The sequence below is a fragment of the Desulfuromusa ferrireducens genome, from assembly GCF_055389805.1.
Genome location: NZ_AP042415.1, coordinates 1,934,912 through 1,953,848, shown reverse-complemented (window position 1 = coordinate 1,953,848; position 18,937 = coordinate 1,934,912). Strand labels below are relative to the sequence as shown.

The window sequence follows — 18,937 nt, the reverse complement described above, 5'->3', positions numbered from 1 at the left end:
CGAAAGAAATTGTTGATCGAATAGGGGTACTATGAAATAAAGCGCTTGATCAATCAAACGAATTGTTCTTATACTTATTATCAATTTTATTGATGTATGGAGAATACATGTTGATCAATCTGCCGACCGAACTTTTGCGAACATTTATCGCTATTGCCGATTGCGGCAGCTTCAGCCAAGCCGCCGAACAAATCCACCGGACCCAATCCGCCGTGAGCATGCAGATCAAACGACTCGAAGAGTTGGTCGGGAAATCGTTATTCAAACGGGACAGCCGCAATTCAAAGCTGACCGCCGATGGCTTGACCTTGCTTACTTACGCTCGTCGAATCCTTAAGTTGAACGAAGAAGCAGTTTCTCTGCTGCAGCGCCCCGAGTTATCCGGTTGGGTACGCATCGGGCTGCCAGATGATTATGCCACCCGCTTTCTGCCAGAGATTCTCGCCGGATTTTCTCGTACCCATCCACGAGTGCAGGTCGAGGTGACCTGCGAACCGAGTCATCAATTGAAAAAACGGATGCAACGCCGGGAACTTGATTTGGCAATGACCACCTCGGCGACATCCGATGTTGAAAACACCTTGCTATTACAACGTGACCCGATGGTTTGGGCGACATCTGAACAGCATTTTCAGCATGAGGAATCCCCGCTGCCATTAGCTCTATTCCCGGATGAATGCTACTGTCGTGAATGGGCAATCAATGCGTTGGAAAGCGCCGACATCAGCTACTGGATTGCTTACACCAGCGAAAGCATCATGGGGCTGCAAGCGGCTGTCATCGCCGGCCTGGCAATTACCGCAATCAGCCAGAGTATTATTCCGCCCGGTATGCGCCAACTGACCGCGGAAGAAGGATTTCCTCCACTGGGGAACGCTTCATTCCTGTTGCACCACAACCCGGAAGCAAACAACTGTATCGTCGACTCGTTGACCGAGCATATTGCCAAGGCTTTTGGGACCGGTGCTGAAGGAACCACGGAACGGCAAGGAAAAACCGCTTAAAAGAACGCCATAGCTATGAGAATGAAACAACTTAGACCTTAAGCTCCATCCAAGTGTAATATCCGGCCCAGACTAAGCCAATGGTGAGAAAGAGCATAACGAAGGCAAATGCCGTCAAGACCACGGTATGCCGGTAGCTGTCAGCCCGATAGCAAAGGTAGGCGAGATAAAAACTGAAGAGACAAGCAGGTCCGGTTAAAATAATCATCATACGGATTAATAACTCGATGGTCGTTCAAAACAGGTTTAATTTCGGACAAAAAAACAAGATTTGAGCAAACGCTAAATGTCGATATGAAAGCCCGGCCCTACAAAGAGCCTATAAAGTTAGCGATCAGCTGAAAATACTCCCGTGCATTCACAAACATGATGTCGTTATGATTTCCCTGGGGGAAAATTTTTATAATCTTCTTCCCACAAGCCCAATCGTGCAGTCGCTGCCCGTGAGTGACATCGACCAGACCATCATGTTCAGTGTGCATCACCAGTAGCGGGCCGCGGTAGTTGGACATTTTCTGGCGATGATTGATACTTGCATCTACAGCCGCAGCCAGTGCGACAGAATCACAACCCAACTCCTGTGGATGGACCCGCAACAATAACCTCTCCAGCACATCAGCGACGCCGCTTTCCAGAATCAGTCCAGCCGCTTCGGGAAATTTAGCCGCTGCTTCAATGGCGAAGATCGAACCGACACTGCGGCCGAAAAATATCAGCTCAGTTGCCGGCCTGCCGAGCGCAGCAATCGTCGGGATCACATCATCAAGCATCTTCCCAAGCTGTGGTTGCCCGCTCGATTGTCCGTAGCCACGCAGTTCTGCAAGAAAGCAATTACAACCCATCTGCCGAATCAAATCGACGAAATCCCCCTGCCAGTCGTCGACAATTTCGCCATTGCCATGAAAATGCACCACAGTCTTCGCCTGTGGGTCGATTTCATGGTAACTACAGGCCAACTGAGCATCGCCGCAATCGACCCACAACGGATCGGCGAAAGATCCCTGACGCGGAAAGAAGTAACGTTCGCTGATCAGACGGTGATTGAGCAGGTCGTTCGACATGAAAAACTCCGTGACAAAAGCGAAAACGCCGAATAAACGTGCGGACAAAAGGGGCTCGCCCCCGGTTGCGTATTTTTTTCATTCAGAAGAAGGATAAACTCTCTTATATGTCAGCTATTGGCGGGGCACAATGTTTTTCACAGGGCAACGGAAGATAAAAGGTTTTTCTCCAGCAATACACACAGCAATTCTTGAAACTTGCCGAAAAACTGCTCTAATTACAGACTGCAGCGTCGAAATAACGGGAGATTTAGTATTTATTAAGTCGACTTGCACGCTGCCATTCGGCATGAGAAGAATAAACCGCCATACAGACTTCCACTTAAGCGGTCTTATTGACTTACTGATTTATGCCATGGAGGGATAACCAACTTTCATGAAGAGGTAAAGAAATGGCCAGTAAATTCGAAATCAAGGCGGCAAAAAACGGTAACTTTTTTTTCAATCTCAAAGCGGGCAACGGGGAAGTCATTTTGACCAGCCAGATGTACAAAGCCAAGTCCGGCGCCATCAACGGCGCGGAATCGGTGCAAAAAAATGCCACCGATGATTCTCTCTTCGAACGTAAGATCAGTAGCAGTGATAAACCATTTTTCACACTCAAAGCGAAAAACCATCAGGTTATCGGTAAAAGCGGCTTTTATAAATCAGAAGCAGCAATGGAAAATGGCATTGCATCGGTGAAAAAGAGTGCCACGGAAGCCAGGATTGACGAACTCCTCGAATGAGAGCGTTAGCAAACAACAATGATTTCACTCCGGGCTGCGGGGCCTTCCTGCAGCCCTTTTCTTGCCCAAAAGGCATAAAAAGACGATGACGATTGAAGCGGCAAAGATCAAGCTTGAAACATTTATCTCCTTTCGCCGCAGTGAGTTAATTGAACTCTGCTTGAATGATCGGCAACTCGACGCGCAAGCTGCCGACCAGTTCAAAGAATTCTGCCAGATTTTGGCCACGTTTTATCATTTTCGCGCACACAGCTTACTGGAACGGCTCAAAGAAAATTACGCGCCCTATAACCCCGATGCGGAAACCAGACGCACAACACTATCAGCGACACGCTCACAACAAAGTGCGGATCAGCTTGATACAGATTTTTCCGGGCTGCTCGAAAAAGCCAACTACAACCTATTGTCGCAACAGGAGCTTGAACAGTCCTTCCAGGCGACAACCCTGATCCCCCTGCAAACAAAAGTCGACTTTACTGATTTTTCACAGGTCATGTTCTATTGTCGCGGAGCGGGACAGAAAACCATTACCGTAAAGCGTTTTCTGCAGAAAAAACAGCATATCATCGACAATTATGAGCGCGTCGCGGTATTGCTGAAGTTTCGCGATCTGAGCCACTTCGAAGCCAAACAGCAGCGGCTCGAAGAACTCGGTTTCGTCCCCGGAAAGGTCTACCTCTACCTGTATAAAAACATTCCGGCTAACGATCTGGAATTGCTGTTCCCCAATGTTGAAGTCAGCATGACTTGGAAGGATCGCCTCTTGCTGCTGTTACCGGCACTGGGTGCGGCAATCCCGCTGACCCTCAAAGTATTGCCCAGTCTGGGGCTACTGATAGCAGCGGTACTCCTGGTCATCATGGGGCCGGAGATCACTGCACGCTTCGGCTTTAAAACCGATGGTTCCGCCAACATCTATCCGCTACTGATCGCAGTCTTGTCGATCGGCGCAACGCTGGGCGGTTTTGCCGTGCGGCAATACACCAAATATAAAAGCAAGCGCCTCAAATTCCTGAAAACCGTCACCGACACCCTATTCTTTAAAAATTTGGTTTCCAATGAAGGGGTCCTCTACAGCCTGACTGATGCCGCCGAAGAGGAACTCTGCAAGGAGGTGATTCTGGTTTACTATCATCTGCTGACCGCTGCAACAGCACTTGACCGAACCAAGCTGGATCATAAAATTGAGGGTTGGATGCACACAAACTTTGGAGCCAAAATTGATTTCGATCTGCAAAAGACGCTGCAGAACCTGACCGAATTGCAGGCAGAGCTACCCGCTGGTGCGAACGGACAATGCAAACGAGCGCTGCTTACCGAACAGACCGATGGCAGATTGCAGGTGCTCCCCTTAAGCGAAGCAAAGCAGCTGCTAGATTACATTTGGGATAATGCCTTTGCCTATGCCAACGATTAATGACGGCAAGGCAAAACCGCTATCAGGACGGCATCCCCCACCATTTGAATTGAGCCTTTCTATTTGAAAAAAAATCTCAACAGTATTTCAGCGCCGACCGAAGATCGAGCCGAGCACACCACGGATAATCTGCCGACCGAGCTGACTGCCGATGGAACGCGCGGCGCTTTTCATCATCGCCTCAGCCGTGCCCTGCCTTCGGGAGCCCCCGCCGCTCTTGGTTCTTCGGACAGCCTGTTTTTCTTTTTTATCTAATTCCAACTGAGCCCGTTCAGCCGCATCCTGCTCGGCTGCTGCGGCGGCCTTTTTCTTTAACAGCTCGTAGGCCGATTCACGATCGATACCCTGTTGATAACTTGCAGCGACCGGAGAACGAGAAATCAGCGCCGCTCGTTCGGCGTCACTGATCGGGCCAATCTGGCCTTCCGGCGGCGCAATCAAGGTCTGCTCGACCGGCGTCGGGCTGCCATCTTTATCCAGCACCGAAACCAGCGCCTCGCCGATGCCCAGTTGGGTCACTACGTCTTCGGTGACAAAGGCCGGGTTGGGTCGGAAAGAGGCGGCAACCGCCTTGACCGTTTTTCGATCTTTGGGGGTAAAAGCGCGCAAGGCATGCTGAATCTTCATCCCCAACTGACCAAGAATGTCCTCGGGGATGTCGAGCGGACTCTGGCTGATAAAATAGATGCCGACCCCTTTGGAGCGGATCAGGCGTACCACCTGTTCAACTCTATCGAGCAGACTTTTCGAGGCATCATCAAACAGCAGATGCGCCTCATCAAAAAACAGCACCAGCTTGGGCAGTTCGGCATCACCGGATTCTGGCAACTGCTCGAACAATTCCGCCAGCAGCCAGAGTAAGAAAGCTGAATAAACCCGCGGAGAACGATGGATCAGAGTACTGGCATCGAGCAGGCTGACAACTCCACGACCGGAGAAATCACAGTGCAGAAGATCCTTGAGTTGCAGTGCCGGTTCACCGAAAAAGAGATCGGCGCCCTGCTCTTCGAGCACCATCAAACGACGCTGGATGGCGCCGATGCTGCTCGCTGTAATATTTCCGTACTCACTGCGTAAGTCATCTGAATTTTCGCCCATCCAGTTGAGCAGCGAACGTAAATCCTTCAGATCGAGCAGCAACATGCCATCATCATCGGCAATTTCAAAAGCGGCGTAGAGCAGTCCCGACTGGGTTTCGTTGAGTTCCAACAGATTGGACAGCAGCAGCGGGCCCATTTCGGAAATGGTCGTCCGTACCGGAACACCCTTGTCGTTATCGATACTCCAGAACAGCGTCGGGCTAGGCTGCTGACGATAATTGGGCAGCGGAATTTGCGCCAACCGCTCATCGATCTTCGGGTGCGGTTTACCACTGGCCGCCAGCCCGGAAAGATCCCCTTTGATGTCAACGGCAAAGACCGGCACACCGAGTTTGGAAAATCCCTCGATCAAGACCTGCAGGGTCACGGTTTTACCGGTTCCTGTCGCTCCGGCGACCAAACCATGGCGATTACTCATACCAGCCAACTGTTGAACCAAAAACCCCTTGCTGCCACCAAGATTTATTGCCGGGCGAGTCATCTTTAACTCCTACAGAAAGACGCTGCTTAATGAGTGGCGTGAGCGGAAGTTAAGTATAGCGGAGATTTTTCTGCTTGCCGGGCAGACGTGGAGAAGCCAGCACTATCGCATTTAGCAGGGAGTTGTATAGAGGGGGAAGATAAAAAGGGCAGAGACGCAATCAATATCCGCCCCTGCCCTTTTCGTCAGTCTCTGCCCTCAGGCAGCAAAAAAGCTCCAAGCCTTCAGTAGGCTTGGCCCTGTGTGTCAATCGCCTTCGAACACCATCTGCGTCGCATCGTTTCCTGGCAGCACCATGGGAAACGCGTAAGTGTCCGGATGGATCGGCACCTCCACCACCACCGGGCCAGGCGTGTCGACCGCTTGTTGCAAGGCCGACTGCAGATCGTCTTTATTTTTAACCCGTATTGCCTTGACCCCGAAACCTTCGGCAACCATGCAGAAATCAACGTGGTGACCAAGACAGGTTGAAGCATAGCGTTTATCGAGGAGCACCTTTTGGAACTGCCGTACCATCCCCAGCTTGCCATTATTAAGGATTATACATTTGACCGGAATCTGATACTGAGCGCAGGTTGCCAGTTCCTGACAGTTCATCTGGAAAGCGCCGTCGCCGTTGATGGCAAAGATCGGCCGATCAGGGTTGCCAAGCGCAGCTCCCATCGCCGCTGGCAATGCGTATCCCATGGTGCCCAAACCACCGCTGGTGATGTACTGGCGTGGCCCGGCAAACGGCAGGTAGTTAGCGGTCCACATCTGCGACAGACCAACATCGGAGGCCACCACCGGGGTGTCGCCCGCGACGGCGGAAATTGCCTCCATCACCTCGTGCGGCACCAAGTGATCACGTTCGGGGCGCGGCAACGGACCCTTCTCTCGATACTCGTCAATTTGCGCCAGCCAGTCACTCTGATCGCGCACATCAATCAGGTCGATCAACTGGTCGAGCGCCTCTTCGGCATCGCAAACAATTGGCAGCCCACCCTGCACCACCTTCCGGATGCTGGTGGGATCGATATCAAAATGGATAATTTTGGCTTTCGGCGCGAAACTTGCGACCTTGCCGGTCACCCGATCGTCAAAACGCACACCGATGGCGATCAGACAATCACACTCGCCGACCGCCATATTGGCGTACCATGCGCCATACATGCCGAGCATCCCGACCGACAGTGGCGACTTAGGATCCATAATACCGATCCCCATCAGTGTATGCGTCACCGGGATCTGGCCTTTTTCGGCAACAGCCCGCAACTTGTCGGAAGAGTTAGACAGGGTAATACCACCACCGGCATAAATCAGCGGCCGCTTGGCTTTATTGATCATATCTGCGGCGCGCTTGATCTGCTTCAGGTTCAGGGTCGGTTTTTCCTGATAACCACGCCGCGTAACGGGTTCGGCCGCAACAGGCTTGATCTTTCCACCGAGGACGTCACTCGGCAGATCGATCAGTACCGGCCCCGGACGACGGGTTCGGGCAATATAGAAGGCTTCGTGGATAATTCGCGCCAAATCCTTGATGTCAGTTACCACGTAGTTATGCTTGGTAATCGGCCGGGTGATCCCGGCCATGTCGGCCTCCTGAAAGGCATCGTTGCCGATTTCAGCAGTGGGCACTTGGCAGGTCAGAGCGACCATCGGCACCGAATCCATGTAAGCCGTGGCAATACCGGTCACCAGGTTGGTAGCGCCAGGGCCCGAAGTCGTCAAGCAGACACCAACCTTGCCAGTGGTCCGAGCATAACCGTCGGCGGCGTGTGCCGCCCCCTGCTCGTGACGCACCAGAATATGGCGAAGATCCTGGTCATCCAGCAACGCATCGTGAACCATCAGCGACCGCCCTCCAGGATAGCCGAAAATGGTGTCTACCCCTTCCTGCTTGAGGCAGTCGAGTAAAATCTGTGCTCCAGTTTTCATGTCATACTCCTTGAATATAAAACAAAACAGGCCGCGGATCGTTGCCCCGCGGCCTTTTCAACTATAAGAAAAGGGAGCAGGGTAAGTGACCCGAGCTCCCTTTCAATTCTTGGTGAATTGAACCGAGGTAGCCGCGAGTCGTCAGGTGACGACTACAACTACCAGTAGCAAAGTTATATGCGAAAAAGGTCGAAACATTGTTTTAGCTCCTTGAGGTTGGAACTCTACCCGAGCGGCAAAGTCGCTGTCAATAGGAAATCATCGCATCTACGGTCAGCTATCTAAGAAAAGTGAAGAAGCTGAAATCTAAGATATTTCCACGACATCTCTTCACCAATGACCACAGGGGAAATCATAGCGTAATAAAATCAGCTCAAGCGCTAGCGTCAAGGAACATTACTGAAAACCTCAGACAAATTCCGTAAGGTCTGGGTAATGTTGATAAACATGTGCCGCCCGTGTGGGCAGATCCTTCAACATCCTAAAATCACTAAAATCGAAACCCGGAGCAACCGTACAACCGACCAAGGTAAAATCGCCTTGAGTTTTCGCCGCTTGCCAGCAACCTGCCGGGATCATTTGTTTATAACGGGCACAGTTCGGATCAAGACAATATTGCTGTAAATCGAGTAAGTCCGAACTCAGTTGCAGTAATGAAAGTGGCGCGCCCTCGTAGAAATTCCACAATTCGTCATGTGCCACCCGATGCCAGCGACTGACCTGCCCGGCGGGCAACAGAAAATAGATATCGGTCATGGCACTGCGCAGGTTATCGACAGCCGCTGAATGAACCTGCAATTCGGAGCGGTAGACCTCGCGGTAGTAACCTCCTTCTGGGTGGGGCTGCAGGGACAATTTTTCGATCAGTTGTTGTGCGCGCGGATGCATGTTAAAACTCCTCGAAAAAGCACAGTCAGTAATTAATGACAGTTTTATGGCTTTCGGAGAACTCTTTGATTTTATCAGAACAACAACCATTCTGCAGCCGCCCCTTTGAGTGGTTCGAGGTGCATCCAGACGGGAGCGTTTTTCTTTGTTGCCCCGCCTGGTTGAAACGCTCGGTGGGCAATCTGCTCCAGCAATCGATCGACGAAATCTGGAACGGCCCGGTGGCACAGGAGATCCGCAAAAGCATTATCAACGGCAGTTTTCACAATTGTAGCCGCAGTCGCTGTCCCCATCTGCGCAACAATAGCGGGCCGCTCTGCCCGCCAAACCACGCGGACGAGAATAGAGCGACAACAGCGCTAAAAACCGGAACCAGCCGCTTAGACTTTCTGCCGACAAAACTTAATCTCTGCTTCGATTACAGTTGCAATCTTTCCTGCCTTAGCTGTCGCGACCAGATGCTAAAAGCGCAGGGCGAGGAATTACAACGAGCAGAGAAAATCAGTACCATCCTGCTGAAAGGACTGATACCGGAGGCCAGCTGCATCACCCTCAGTGGCTTTGGTGATCCCTTTGGCAGCCCGACCTATCTGGCACTGCTGAGGAAACTTAACCAAACCGATTTCCCGCAACTACAGCAAGTCCGCTTGCATACCAATGGGCAACGGTTAACAGAAAAGATGTGGCACAGCCTGCCGAAATTGCAGCCACTGGTCAGTGAGATTGAGGTTTCGATTGATGCTGCGAGCGAAGCGACCTATCTGCTCAATAGGCCGGGGGGTGATTATTCTCTGCTGCTACGAAATCTGGATTTTCTCGCTGGAGTCGACACCAAGCTGACCTTAAGCATGGTCGTGCAAGAGAACAATTGGCGGGAAATCCCCCTGCTGATCGGGTTGGCCAGAAGCTGCAAGGCGGATCTTTACCTGAGCCAGTTGGTCAACTGGGGAACCTTCAGTCGAAGTGATTTCGCACAACGAGCTGTCCACCTTGCAGGGCACCCAAACCACCAAACTTTCAGGGGATTACTAAAAACAATCCAGGGACGTAATGGTGTCAAGCTTGGCAACTTGTCAACAATATTGAATTAAAATCAGTGACCAAAGCGCGAAGCCATTGGCACCAGACGCTGATAATCGACATAGCTCAAACTGGTTTCCCAGTGCCCACTGAGCATACCGAACAGAACTCCACTGCCGAACAACAGCAGAACGACCAATGCAAAGCTCCAGGCCGGTAACGGCCGGCGCCAGAAACCGATCGAAAGTGTGCTCGGTTCGGGACAATGGTCGACACAGGTCAGGCAACCGGTGCATTCCGCGGTACAAACCGCACGTTTCTGCTGCACCTTGATCTGCGCCGGACAAGCACGGCTGCAGGCACCGCAATCGGTGCAGGAACTCTGCTCCCGACGAACTTTCAACGGACTGAAAAAACTGAGCAAGCCAAGCAATGCCCCATAGGGACAGAGGTAGCGACACCAGAAGTTTTGATAAAAAACCGACAACACCGCTAAAAGCAGGATCACCAGCACACTTGTGGTCGACATGCTGGTGAAAAAGTGGAGCATCTTGATGTCGGCAATCGCCCAGTAGGGTGCCTTGAGAAACCCCTGCAAAGCCATACTCGGCATATCAAGCAACACCAGTTTGGCGAAAAACAGCAGCAGCGCATACTTGCTGACCCGCAGCAGCAGATCAAGCCAACGCCAGAGGTGGAAATTCCGACCAAGAAATTTCCGCCCGAGCTTCCAGAGCCCTTCTTCCATGGTCCCCACCGGACAGAGCCAGGAGCAGAAAGACTTGCGCGCCAATAACGACATCGCCAAAAAAGTAAGAAACAGCACCAATGCTGCCGGGTGAACTCGGTCGAAATATCCGCTGGTGAGCCAGGCTTTTAAACTGACCAAAGCACCGATCGGCAAAAAACCTTCCACTCCCGGCGGTCGCCCATAATATGGCTGCTGGCCAAAGGTTTCGAAATGGCGGACAAAGAGGGAAAATTGGATTCCAAGAAACAGGCACCAACCGAGAAAAAGCCACTGGACCAACAAACGCCAGCGGACCGCTTTAGACCAAATATTTGAATTTTTCATAGAAACTTTATACCGAAATCCCAATTGCGAAAACATGACCTGAGTCAAAGTGGGGGGGGAAATTAAGCGTCTCGCACTCATTTATTGCAGAATAATAACCGATGTTTCTAAATAGCTGAACTTTTCTAATGATCCATTTACCTATCGCGATCAAACTGTATTCCTGAAAAATAACAACGTTGCCAGTCTCGTGTATAATTAATTTTCAGTCGTGGACGCACACCCTCAATCCGAAGTAGTATTCTCTCAACCTACTTAAATGGTCGACTTCAGCAGCAGCCAAAGATAGGAAGATAATGGTGATCGTATCTCCAGGCAAAGCAGCTCCCTTGTCCCCTGAACCTCATAATCTTAATACCAGCCTCCGCAACCTCGCTTGGCGCAGGATCATATCCTTAATTTTTCTTTTGTTGCTGATCATCTCTTCGCCACTTCAGGCAGCTGAACCGACTCATCTTAAAGTCGGGGTTTACAGCTATGAACCGCTAATTTTTTTCGATGATCATCAGGGTGCACAAGGACTCTGGGTCGAAATGCTCGAACATTTGGCTAAACTGGAAGGATGGACGTTAGAATTTATTCCAGGAACCTGGGATGAATGTTTTCACCGACTGCAAAAAGGGGAAATCGATCTACTGCCCAACATTGCCTATACAAAAGAGCGGGCAAAACTATTTGATTTTTCAGATGAATTCCTCTTTCTCGACTGGGGTGTTACTTACACTCCAAAGGGAAAAACCCTGGACAGTATCTTTGACCTCGAAGGGAAACGGGTCAGCGCCCTGAGAGGAAGTATCTATCTGGAGGGATTTCGCACCCTGCTCGACCAGTTCGCCATCCATGCAGAAATCATAGAAGTGGATGAATTTATAGATGTCTTCGCCGCCATGGAACAGGGGGAAAGTGATGCCGGCATCAGCGCCCAAGTCCATGCACAACGCATCGAGGGCGATTTTGCCATTGATAAAACACATATTTTTTTCTCTCCGGTAAAGATCAGGATTGCCGCGCCAAAGGGAGCGACACCACAGCTCGTCTCAATCCTCGACAAACACTTCAAACGGCTCAAAGAAAACAAAAGCTCCTATTACCATCAGCGTGTTGACTACTGGATGAATCAGTATTCATCGGGGTCGCGAGAACTTCCAGCGTGGCTGACCAGCCTGATCCTGTTGAGCCTGACAGCGGCACTGATTCTCGCCGGGTTCGTCATCATACTGCGGCGATCGGTCAAGGCAAAAACCAACAGCCTGCAACAAAGCGAACAACGCTTCAGGAGTTTGTTTAAACTGATCCCGATCCCCCTCTGTCTTGTAAAACAAGATGGGACAGTCAGCTATATCAATGACCGTTTTATCCAGATGTTTGGTTACACCTTAAAAGACATTCCGATCCTGGACGATTGGTGGCCACGTGCCTACCCTGACAAAGAATATCGTTCCTGGGTCACCAGAACCTGGCACTTGGCCGTAACCAGAGCCAGGAAACAGGGCAGGGATATCGAACCGATCGAATATCAGATCACCTGCAACAACGGAAGGGTCCGCGACGTTGAAATATCCGGGATCACCTTGGACGAGGATTTTCTAGCGACCTTTATCGATAACACCGAGCGCAATCGGCTCCAAGAAGAACAGCTGCAAATAGAACAGAAAATGCTCCACACCCAGAAACTTGAAAGCCTCGGTGTCTTGGCCGGAGGTATCGCCCACGATTTTAATAATATTTTGATGGCCGTCATGGGCAACACGGAATTGGCGCAAAGACGGCTTCCGGAGGAATCTCCCGCGCTAAAATATCTGCAACAGGTCAAGCAAGCCGCCAGCAAGGCGGCGAATCTTGCAAATCAAATGCTGGCCTATTCCGGCAAAGGAAATTTCTTGATCGTACCCCTCGATTTAACCCGTACCGTTGTAGAAATGCAGCAGATGCTGCAAGTCTCGATCTCCAAAAAAGTTCAGCTGATTTACCATCTCAGCGAAAAAACCCCCAGCATCGAAGCCGATGCCACGCAGATTCAGCAAATTATCATGAACTTGGTGATCAACGCTTCAGAAGCAATCGACGAAAAGGATGGCATTGTCGATATCACCACCGGGGTCACTGCTTGTAACGTCAGCTACCTGAAGGATTGTTGGCACGCAGATGAACTGCCCACCGGGAACTATGTATATATCGAAGTGTCTGATAATGGGGCCGGCATGGATCAAACAACCCTCGACAACATTTTTGAACCCTTTTTTACCACCAAATTTACCGGTCGTGGTCTCGGGCTCGCGGCAGTCCAAGGCATTGTCCGTGGCCACAGAGGAACGATAAATATCAGCAGCAAACCTGAAAATGGATCGACCTTCAGGATCCTGTTCCCGGCATCGTCACTGCCGGTTGCAGCCTTAAGTCCGCAGACAACGATAAGTAACAAGAAGGAGAGTGGATTAGTTTTACTGGTAGATGACGAGGAAGCCATCCGTAAAACCGTTCAGGCAATGCTCGAAGAGCTGGGGTATAAGGTACTGACTGCAAGCGATGGCGTAGAAGCCTTGGCAGAATATCGGCGATTTAAGGGACAAATCGATTTTGTTTTGATGGACCTGACCATGCCGAAACTCAATGGGGATGGAGCTGCCCAGCAGTTACGCCAGATAGATCCAGAAATCAGGATCATACTGGCCAGCGGTTACAGCCAACAAGAATGTGTCCTAAATTTCACCGCTAAAGGGATCTCAGCCTGTTTACAGAAGCCCTACCAGTTAAAAGCGCTGCAGCAGGCCATCGACACGCTGTCAAACGACAGAAAAATATCTAGCGCGTTGGCCGACTGATAACACAACTAAGTTTTCCTGCTGAAATTGCCGATATCGGGATAGTCGATCGACTCACCAGCAGAGGTCCGAATCCGCAGGGTTTCACCATGCCGTTCGACATACTCTGGCACCAAAGGGATCTTCCCTTTACCTCCAGGCAGGTCAATCACATAGTGTGGAGAGGCAAGGCCCGACACCGGGCCACGCAGTGTTTTCATTATCTCAAGCCCTTTATCAACAGAAGTCCTAAAATGGGATGTGCCAAAGGCCAGATCCATTTGGTGCAGATAATAGGGGCGCACTCGAATCTTCAACAGACCACGAAACAGCTCAGCCATAATCTGTGGATCATCATTCACTTTACGGAGCAGCACGGTCTGATTACCGAGGGGAACCCCGGCATCAGCTAGCTTGGCGCAGGCCGTTGCCGACTGGGCCGTCAGCTCGCGGGGATGGTTGAAATGGGTATTGAGATAGAGCGGCGCAAAACGTTTTAGCAGAGCGCAGAGTTTGTCCGTTATCCGCTCCGGCAAAGTCACCGGAACGCGACTGCCGATACGAATCATTTCGACGTGCGGGATTGCCTGAATCCGGCTCAGCAGATCTCCCAGCACTGAATCGGGTAACAGCAGCGGATCACCACCGGATAGGATGACATCACGGATCTGCGGCGTTGCAGCGATGTAGTCGATCCCTTCGCGCAGCTCGCGAAAACTGAGAGACATATCGGCGCACCCGACTTTGCGCTTACGGGTGCAGAAACGGCAATAACTGGCACAACTGCCAGAGGCGAGAAAAATAACCCGGTCCGGATAGCGATGCACCACCGTCGACACCGGCGAAAGATCCTCTTCGCCAAGCGGGTCAAACAGCCCCTCGTCACGCAGTTCGCGGATATCGGGCACACATTGTCGCCAAATCGGATCGCCGACCGCTTCGATCAGCCCCAGATAGTGTGGGGTGATGCGCATCGGATAGCGGTTCGCGACGGCCTCGAGCGGCTGCGGGTCAAAAGCGAAAAGCTCCGCCAATTGCTGGGGACTGGTAATGCTCTGTTTTAATGCTTGCTGCCAGGGCTCATTCGCCATCGTCGGCCTCGGGCGAGTACTGACGATAGCGCAGCATCCAGGTTGAAATCATCAACAACAACAGACCCGCATCGCGCCAGAGAGCCATCAAAGGGCTGGTTTTCGTTTCAGCGCCAGGATTAAAACAACCACAATCGATATCGAGTCCCCGCGCGATCACTGAGCTTAAGGCCAACATAAAGATCAGGTTCAAGAAAAACAACACCAGAACCGCTGGCCGCACGCGTTGATTGAGGAGCAGCAACATTCCACAAAGCAGTTCCAGATAAGGCAGAGTCGCCGCAACCAGATAATTCCAGGCATACGGCAGAAGCTGATAATTGGCGACCTGCCCGGCAAAAGTGACCAGATCATCGGCTTTGACAAAACCGGCATAAATAAATACCGCGGCTAGAACGAGCCGACTGACATGATAGATGATGGTTGCCAACAACTTCATTTGTCCCCCTCCTCCAGCGGCCGCCCTTCGTCACGCCACTGCGGAAAACCGCCCTCAAAAACCCGCACCTGCAGGTAGCCAGCGGCAAGCAGACGCACTCCTAAATCGAAAGAGTCGGGGCAACCGAAACCGTTACAATAGAGGATCAAAACCCGGTCTTTCGGCACTTGGCGCATAAAATCGGTCAGCAGGGCATCAACCTCGCCGAGTGGCAGCAGAACGGCCCCGGCCAGATGACTGGTTCGATAATCATCCCGATTACGGGCATCCACCAGCAGGGCCCCTGCAGCTAACAGTTCGTCCAGCTCATCCAGCTCAACGGGATCAGGGAACTGTTGTTCAAGCACGGCCGTTGAGTTCGAATTCTCGACAGCAGTCTTTATTGCCGAAGGGACAGCGACGGTCTTGCCGGTAAAGGCGTTCATCACCAGCTGATAGTTGAAAGTCAGTCCGATCGTCAGCGCGAGTGCGCAAAGGATCAACGCCTCCAATAGAATCCGCTGCAAAGTCGGGCTGATCTGCACCTTACTCATCGGGTGACTCTTCCATTGCGGGAGAGAGGCTCTGCAGCATTTCCCGCAAACGCTGATTTTCCTTCTGCAGGCGATCGATGCGCAGGTTACAGTCTGTAACCACCTCGTTCAATTCATCAACCAGCTGCGACTGATGACTAAAACCAATTTCCAGGTCGGTAATGCGTTGCTGCAGATCTTCAAGCATAATCGGTCACTCCTATAAAAAACTCACGGATTCAGGAACATGTTATAACGCGCAGTCAGGTTCTTGCCAACTCATCTTTTCTATTCAGCGAGGGATGATTTACAAATCCAGCCAACCCCGGTAAACTTAAACGCAATTCACGCAATTTTGCCTTTGCATCATTCCCTTATTTTGCTCAGTCACCCCTGAGGAGAACACCTACCGTGCGCTTCAGCCTACTTATACCACTGCTATTTATTTTATCGACCTCGGCATTCGGGGGCAATATTGCGACAGCGGAAACGAATCAGCAGGAGCGGGTCGAACTGGTGGAGAACCTCGGCGAGAAAATCCCCCTTAATCTGACTTTCACCAATTCGACCGGGGAAGCCGTGCAGCTCAAGCAGCTGATTGATCGCCCGACCCTGCTGGTCCCGGTTTACTACGACTGCCGCAGTGTTTGCAACTTCATGCTCGGTGGTCTAGCGAAAGCCCTCCCCGAGCTGCGCTTAGCCGCCGGTGAAGATTACAATATTGTCGCTTTTAGCATCGATCCAGAGGAAACGGTTGCCCTGGCGGCACACAACAAAAAAACCTATTTAACCGCCATTCAAGCCCCTTTTCCAGCAGAATCCTGGCATTTCCTGACCGGAACCCAAGAGAACATTCTAAAACTGACCGATGCGGCCGGCTACTTCTTTAAAAAAGAAGGGGAAGAGTTTCTCCATCCGGTCGCTTCCTTCGTCGTCACCGCCGACGGCACCATTGTCCGTTACCTGATCGGCCGACGTTTCATGCCCCTGGATCTTTCGATGGCTTTATTTGAAGCCAGCGAAGGGCGCATCGGCACGCCGATTCGCAAGGCGCTGGAATTCTGCTTCAGCTACGACCCGGAAGGGCGACGTTATGTCTTCAACCTGCTACGGGTCAGCGGCACCGTCATTCTGCTGACCCTCGGCTCCTTCTTACTTTTCTTAATCTGCAGCGGTAGAAAGAAGAAACCATGAGTAAGACCACAACCTACACCGGTTTCTGGCAAGAGAGTCCCCGACCGGGCATCCTCGGCTGGCTGTTGACCACCGACCATAAACGGATCGGGATCATGTATCTCTGCTGTATCATCAGCATGTTTATAGTTGCTGCCGCCCTCGGCCTGGCTCTCCGCCTGGAGCTGATCGCCCCGGGGCCGACGATCATGGGGCCGCAGACCTACAATGCGACATTCACGGTTCATGGTATTATCATGATTTTCATGTTCCTCATCCCGAGCATTCCGGCCGCGTTCGGCAATCTGCTGCTACCGATTCACATCGGCGCCAGGGATGTCTCCTTCCCCAAGCTCAACCTGCTCTCTTGGTACTGTTACATGGCCGGTCTGGTGCTGGTCCTGTTTGCCATTTTTGGTGGCGGAGGTGTCCCGGACACCGGCTGGACCTTCTACGTCCCTTTTAGCACCCAGACCACCACCAATGTCAACCTGGCAGCGTTCGCCGCTTTCATGCTCGGCTTTTCCTCCATCCTTACCGGCATCAATTTCGTCACTACCGTCCACCGTTTGCGCTGCGAGGGGATGCACTGGGGGCGGCTGCCGCTGTTCGTCTGGACCCTCTACGCCACCGCCTGGATTCAGGTTCTGGCAACACCGATGATTGGCATTACTCTGGTCTTGGTAATCCTGGAGCGAACGTTTGGCGCCGGGTTGTTCGATGCGGCAAAAGGCGGTGATCCGATCCTCTTCCAGCACCTATTCTGGATCTATTCACACCCGGCGGTCTACATCATGATCCTGCCGGGCATGGGCGTGATCTCCGAAGTGATTCCAACCTTCGCCCGCAAGCCGCTGTTCGGCTACTGGGCGATGGCCCTTTCTAGTCTGGCGATCGCCTTTGCCGGTTCGCTGGTCTGGGCGCACCATATGTACGCCAGCGGCATGAGTGACATGGCGATTCTGGTTTTCTCATTTCTGACTTTCATCGTGGCCATTCCCAGCGCCATTAAAGTTTTCAACTGGGTGTCGACCCTCTATAAGGGCTCCATCGAACTGGCACCGCCAATGCTGTACGCACTGGCATTTATTTTCAATTTTGCCATCGGTGGCCTGGGCGGTCTTGCCTTGGGCGCCGCGGCCAGTGACATCCACCTGCATGACACCACCTTTGTGGTCGGACATTTCCACTATGTCATGTTCGGTGGTGGTGGCTTCGCCCTTTTTGGTGCCATGCATTTCTGGTTACCGAAATTCACCGGCCGCATGTACAACCACAAGGTTGCGGCGATCGGCTGGGCGCTGCTGTTCGTCGGCTTCAACATCACCTATATGGCGATGCAAGCGGTCGGCGTCCAGGGGATGCCCCGTCGTTACTACGACTATCTGCCCGATTTCCATACCCTGAATCTGGTTTCCACCATCGGCTCCTGGTTTATGGCCGCCGGACTGATCATCATGTTTGTGAATCTCTGGCAGGGGATCCGCAAAGGAGTGCCCGTCGGCAATAACCCCTGGGGTGGAGCAACCCTGGAATGGTCCATCCCCTCCCCACCGCCGCTGGAAAATTTCGGCGAACAAGATCCGGTCGTGACCAAAGGACCTTACGAATTCAAAGGAGTGGTTGCCGATGAGTATTGAGCATCGTGACGATACCGGGGACCGCTTCGGCATGTGGCTTTTTCTCTACACAGAAGTGATCCTTTTTAGCGGCCTGTTCATTCTTTATGCCGTCTCGCTGAGCAACTATCCGGAACAGTTCAGTCAGGCAAGCCACAAACTGAACATTTACTTCGGCAGCATCAATACCTTGGTGTTACTGACCAGCAGTCTAACCATCGCCCTGGCAGTCAGCGCTGTCCAAATGGGGCGCAAAAAACAAACCCTGACCCTTTGTGCAGCCACGATTGTGCTCGCCATTGTGTTTTTGATCAACAAATACTTTGAGTGGTCGGCAGAGATCGCCCATGGCATCTACCCGGGCTCGGAGCAGCTGGCTGAAATGGGGCCGGGGATTACCGTGTTTTTCAATCTCTACTATTTCACCGCCGGCCTGCATGGTCTGCATGTGCTGATCGGCGCAACGCTGATCGCTGTGGTGGCGGTCATGACCGCCAAGGATAAGGTCACCAGCGAGCGCTATACCCTCTTGGAAAACAGCGCGCTCTATTGGCACCTGGTTGACCTGGTGTGGATCTTCCTGTTTCCGCTCTACTATTTGATTCTGTGAG

The 18,937-nt window shown here is 51.9% G+C and carries 18 protein-coding genes; 8 read left to right on the top strand and 10 right to left on the bottom strand.

All coding sequences use genetic code 11. The features are described 5' to 3' along the window. Nucleotides 1-107: 107 nt before the first annotated feature. Entirely contained in the window at nt 108-1,004 is an 897-nt protein-coding gene (locus ACZ5PT_RS08865) for a LysR substrate-binding domain-containing protein (RefSeq protein ID WP_464266460.1), read from the top strand. Nucleotides 1,005-1,035: 31 nt separating this feature from the next. On the opposite strand, the gene ACZ5PT_RS08860 is transcribed toward ACZ5PT_RS08865, so the two are convergent. Both ACZ5PT_RS08860 and ACZ5PT_RS08855 read right to left on the bottom strand, forming a co-directional pair. Next, complete coding sequence (locus ACZ5PT_RS08860; RefSeq protein ID WP_464266459.1) at nt 1,036-1,215, bottom strand: hypothetical protein; 180 nt, start codon at nt 1,213-1,215, stop codon at nt 1,036-1,038. Nucleotides 1,216-1,312: 97 nt separating this feature from the next. Continuing rightward, nucleotides 1,313-2,065 (bottom strand): alpha/beta hydrolase, encoded by a 753-nt coding sequence (locus ACZ5PT_RS08855; RefSeq protein WP_464266458.1) that lies wholly within the window; start codon nt 2,063-2,065, stop codon nt 1,313-1,315. Nucleotides 2,066-2,457: 392 nt separating this feature from the next. Here ACZ5PT_RS08855 and ACZ5PT_RS08850 point away from each other — a divergent pair, with 392 nt between their 5' ends. Beyond that, nucleotides 2,458-2,793, top strand: coding sequence for a YegP family protein (locus ACZ5PT_RS08850; RefSeq protein WP_464266457.1), 336 nt, complete (start codon nt 2,458-2,460; stop codon nt 2,791-2,793). An 85-nt stretch (nt 2,794-2,878) separates the two neighbouring features. Beyond that, entirely contained in the window at nt 2,879-4,210 is a 1,332-nt protein-coding gene (locus tag ACZ5PT_RS08845) for a TMEM143 family protein (RefSeq protein ID WP_464266456.1), read from the top strand. An 87-nt stretch (nt 4,211-4,297) separates the two neighbouring features. On the opposite strand, the gene ACZ5PT_RS08840 is transcribed toward ACZ5PT_RS08845, so the two are convergent. From ACZ5PT_RS08840 to ACZ5PT_RS08830, 3 genes are all read right to left on the bottom strand, one after another. Then, complete coding sequence (locus ACZ5PT_RS08840; RefSeq protein ID WP_464266455.1) at nt 4,298-5,791, bottom strand: helicase HerA-like domain-containing protein; 1,494 nt, start codon at nt 5,789-5,791, stop codon at nt 4,298-4,300. 246 nt (nt 5,792-6,037) lie between these two features. Further along, nucleotides 6,038-7,708: a biosynthetic-type acetolactate synthase large subunit gene (gene ilvB, locus ACZ5PT_RS08835; RefSeq protein ID WP_464266454.1), complete on the bottom strand. Its 1,671-nt coding sequence runs from the start codon at nt 7,706-7,708 to the stop codon at nt 6,038-6,040. 408 nt (nt 7,709-8,116) lie between these two features. After that, a complete protein-coding gene (locus tag ACZ5PT_RS08830) occupies nt 8,117-8,596 on the bottom strand; it encodes a cupin domain-containing protein (protein WP_464266453.1) in 480 nt (159 codons plus the stop codon). A 65-nt stretch (nt 8,597-8,661) separates the two neighbouring features. Here ACZ5PT_RS08830 and ACZ5PT_RS08825 point away from each other — a divergent pair, with 65 nt between their 5' ends. Continuing rightward, a complete protein-coding gene (locus tag ACZ5PT_RS08825; RefSeq protein WP_464266452.1) occupies nt 8,662-9,687 on the top strand; it encodes a radical SAM/SPASM domain-containing protein in 1,026 nt (341 codons plus the stop codon). Between the two features lie 2 nt (nt 9,688-9,689). Here the strand turns inward: ACZ5PT_RS08825 and ACZ5PT_RS08820 are convergent, their stop codons facing one another. Further along, nucleotides 9,690-10,691: a 4Fe-4S binding protein gene (locus tag ACZ5PT_RS08820; protein ID WP_464266451.1), complete on the bottom strand. Its 1,002-nt coding sequence runs from the start codon at nt 10,689-10,691 to the stop codon at nt 9,690-9,692. A gap of 296 nt (nt 10,692-10,987) precedes the next feature. Between ACZ5PT_RS08820 and ACZ5PT_RS08815 the strand changes: the two genes are divergently transcribed. Further along, a complete protein-coding gene (locus tag ACZ5PT_RS08815) occupies nt 10,988-13,513 on the top strand; it encodes a response regulator (protein ID WP_464266450.1) in 2,526 nt (841 codons plus the stop codon). Between the two features lie 8 nt (nt 13,514-13,521). Here the strand turns inward: ACZ5PT_RS08815 and ACZ5PT_RS08810 are convergent, their stop codons facing one another. The 4 genes from ACZ5PT_RS08810 to ACZ5PT_RS08795 are packed head-to-tail and all read right to left on the bottom strand — an operon-like array spanning nt 13,522 to nt 15,742. Beyond that, on the bottom strand, nt 13,522-14,583 hold the full coding sequence (locus ACZ5PT_RS08810; RefSeq protein WP_464266449.1) for a KamA family radical SAM protein: 1,062 nt from the start codon (nt 14,581-14,583) through the stop codon (nt 13,522-13,524). After that, nucleotides 14,573-15,022 carry a MauE/DoxX family redox-associated membrane protein gene (locus tag ACZ5PT_RS08805; protein WP_464266448.1) on the bottom strand — a complete coding sequence of 150 codons (450 nt, stop codon included), beginning with the start codon at nt 15,020-15,022 and terminating at the stop codon, nt 14,573-14,575. Before ACZ5PT_RS08805 ends, ACZ5PT_RS08810 begins: the two co-directional genes overlap by 11 nt. Then, nucleotides 15,019-15,555 carry a rhodanese-like domain-containing protein gene (locus ACZ5PT_RS08800; RefSeq protein ID WP_464266447.1) on the bottom strand — a complete coding sequence of 179 codons (537 nt, stop codon included), beginning with the start codon at nt 15,553-15,555 and terminating at the stop codon, nt 15,019-15,021. The genes ACZ5PT_RS08805 and ACZ5PT_RS08800 overlap by 4 nt, the downstream gene beginning before the upstream one ends. Continuing rightward, on the bottom strand, nt 15,548-15,742 hold the full coding sequence (locus tag ACZ5PT_RS08795) for a SlyX family protein (RefSeq protein ID WP_464266446.1): 195 nt from the start codon (nt 15,740-15,742) through the stop codon (nt 15,548-15,550). Before ACZ5PT_RS08795 ends, ACZ5PT_RS08800 begins: the two co-directional genes overlap by 8 nt. A 203-nt stretch (nt 15,743-15,945) precedes the next feature. Between ACZ5PT_RS08795 and ACZ5PT_RS08790 the strand changes: the two genes are divergently transcribed. The 3 genes from ACZ5PT_RS08790 to ACZ5PT_RS08780 are packed head-to-tail and all read left to right on the top strand — an operon-like array spanning nt 15,946 to nt 18,936. After that, entirely contained in the window at nt 15,946-16,728 is a 783-nt protein-coding gene (locus tag ACZ5PT_RS08790; protein ID WP_464266445.1) for an SCO family protein, read from the top strand. Then, a complete protein-coding gene (locus ACZ5PT_RS08785) occupies nt 16,725-18,347 on the top strand; it encodes a cytochrome c oxidase subunit I (protein WP_464266444.1) in 1,623 nt (540 codons plus the stop codon). The genes ACZ5PT_RS08790 and ACZ5PT_RS08785 overlap by 4 nt, the downstream gene beginning before the upstream one ends. Continuing rightward, the gene (locus ACZ5PT_RS08780; protein ID WP_464266443.1) at nt 18,337-18,936 is read left to right on the top strand and encodes a cytochrome c oxidase subunit 3 family protein; all 600 of its coding nucleotides are present in this window, start codon (nt 18,337-18,339) and stop codon (nt 18,934-18,936) included. Before ACZ5PT_RS08785 ends, ACZ5PT_RS08780 begins: the two co-directional genes overlap by 11 nt. Nucleotide 18,937 lies beyond the last annotated feature (1 nt).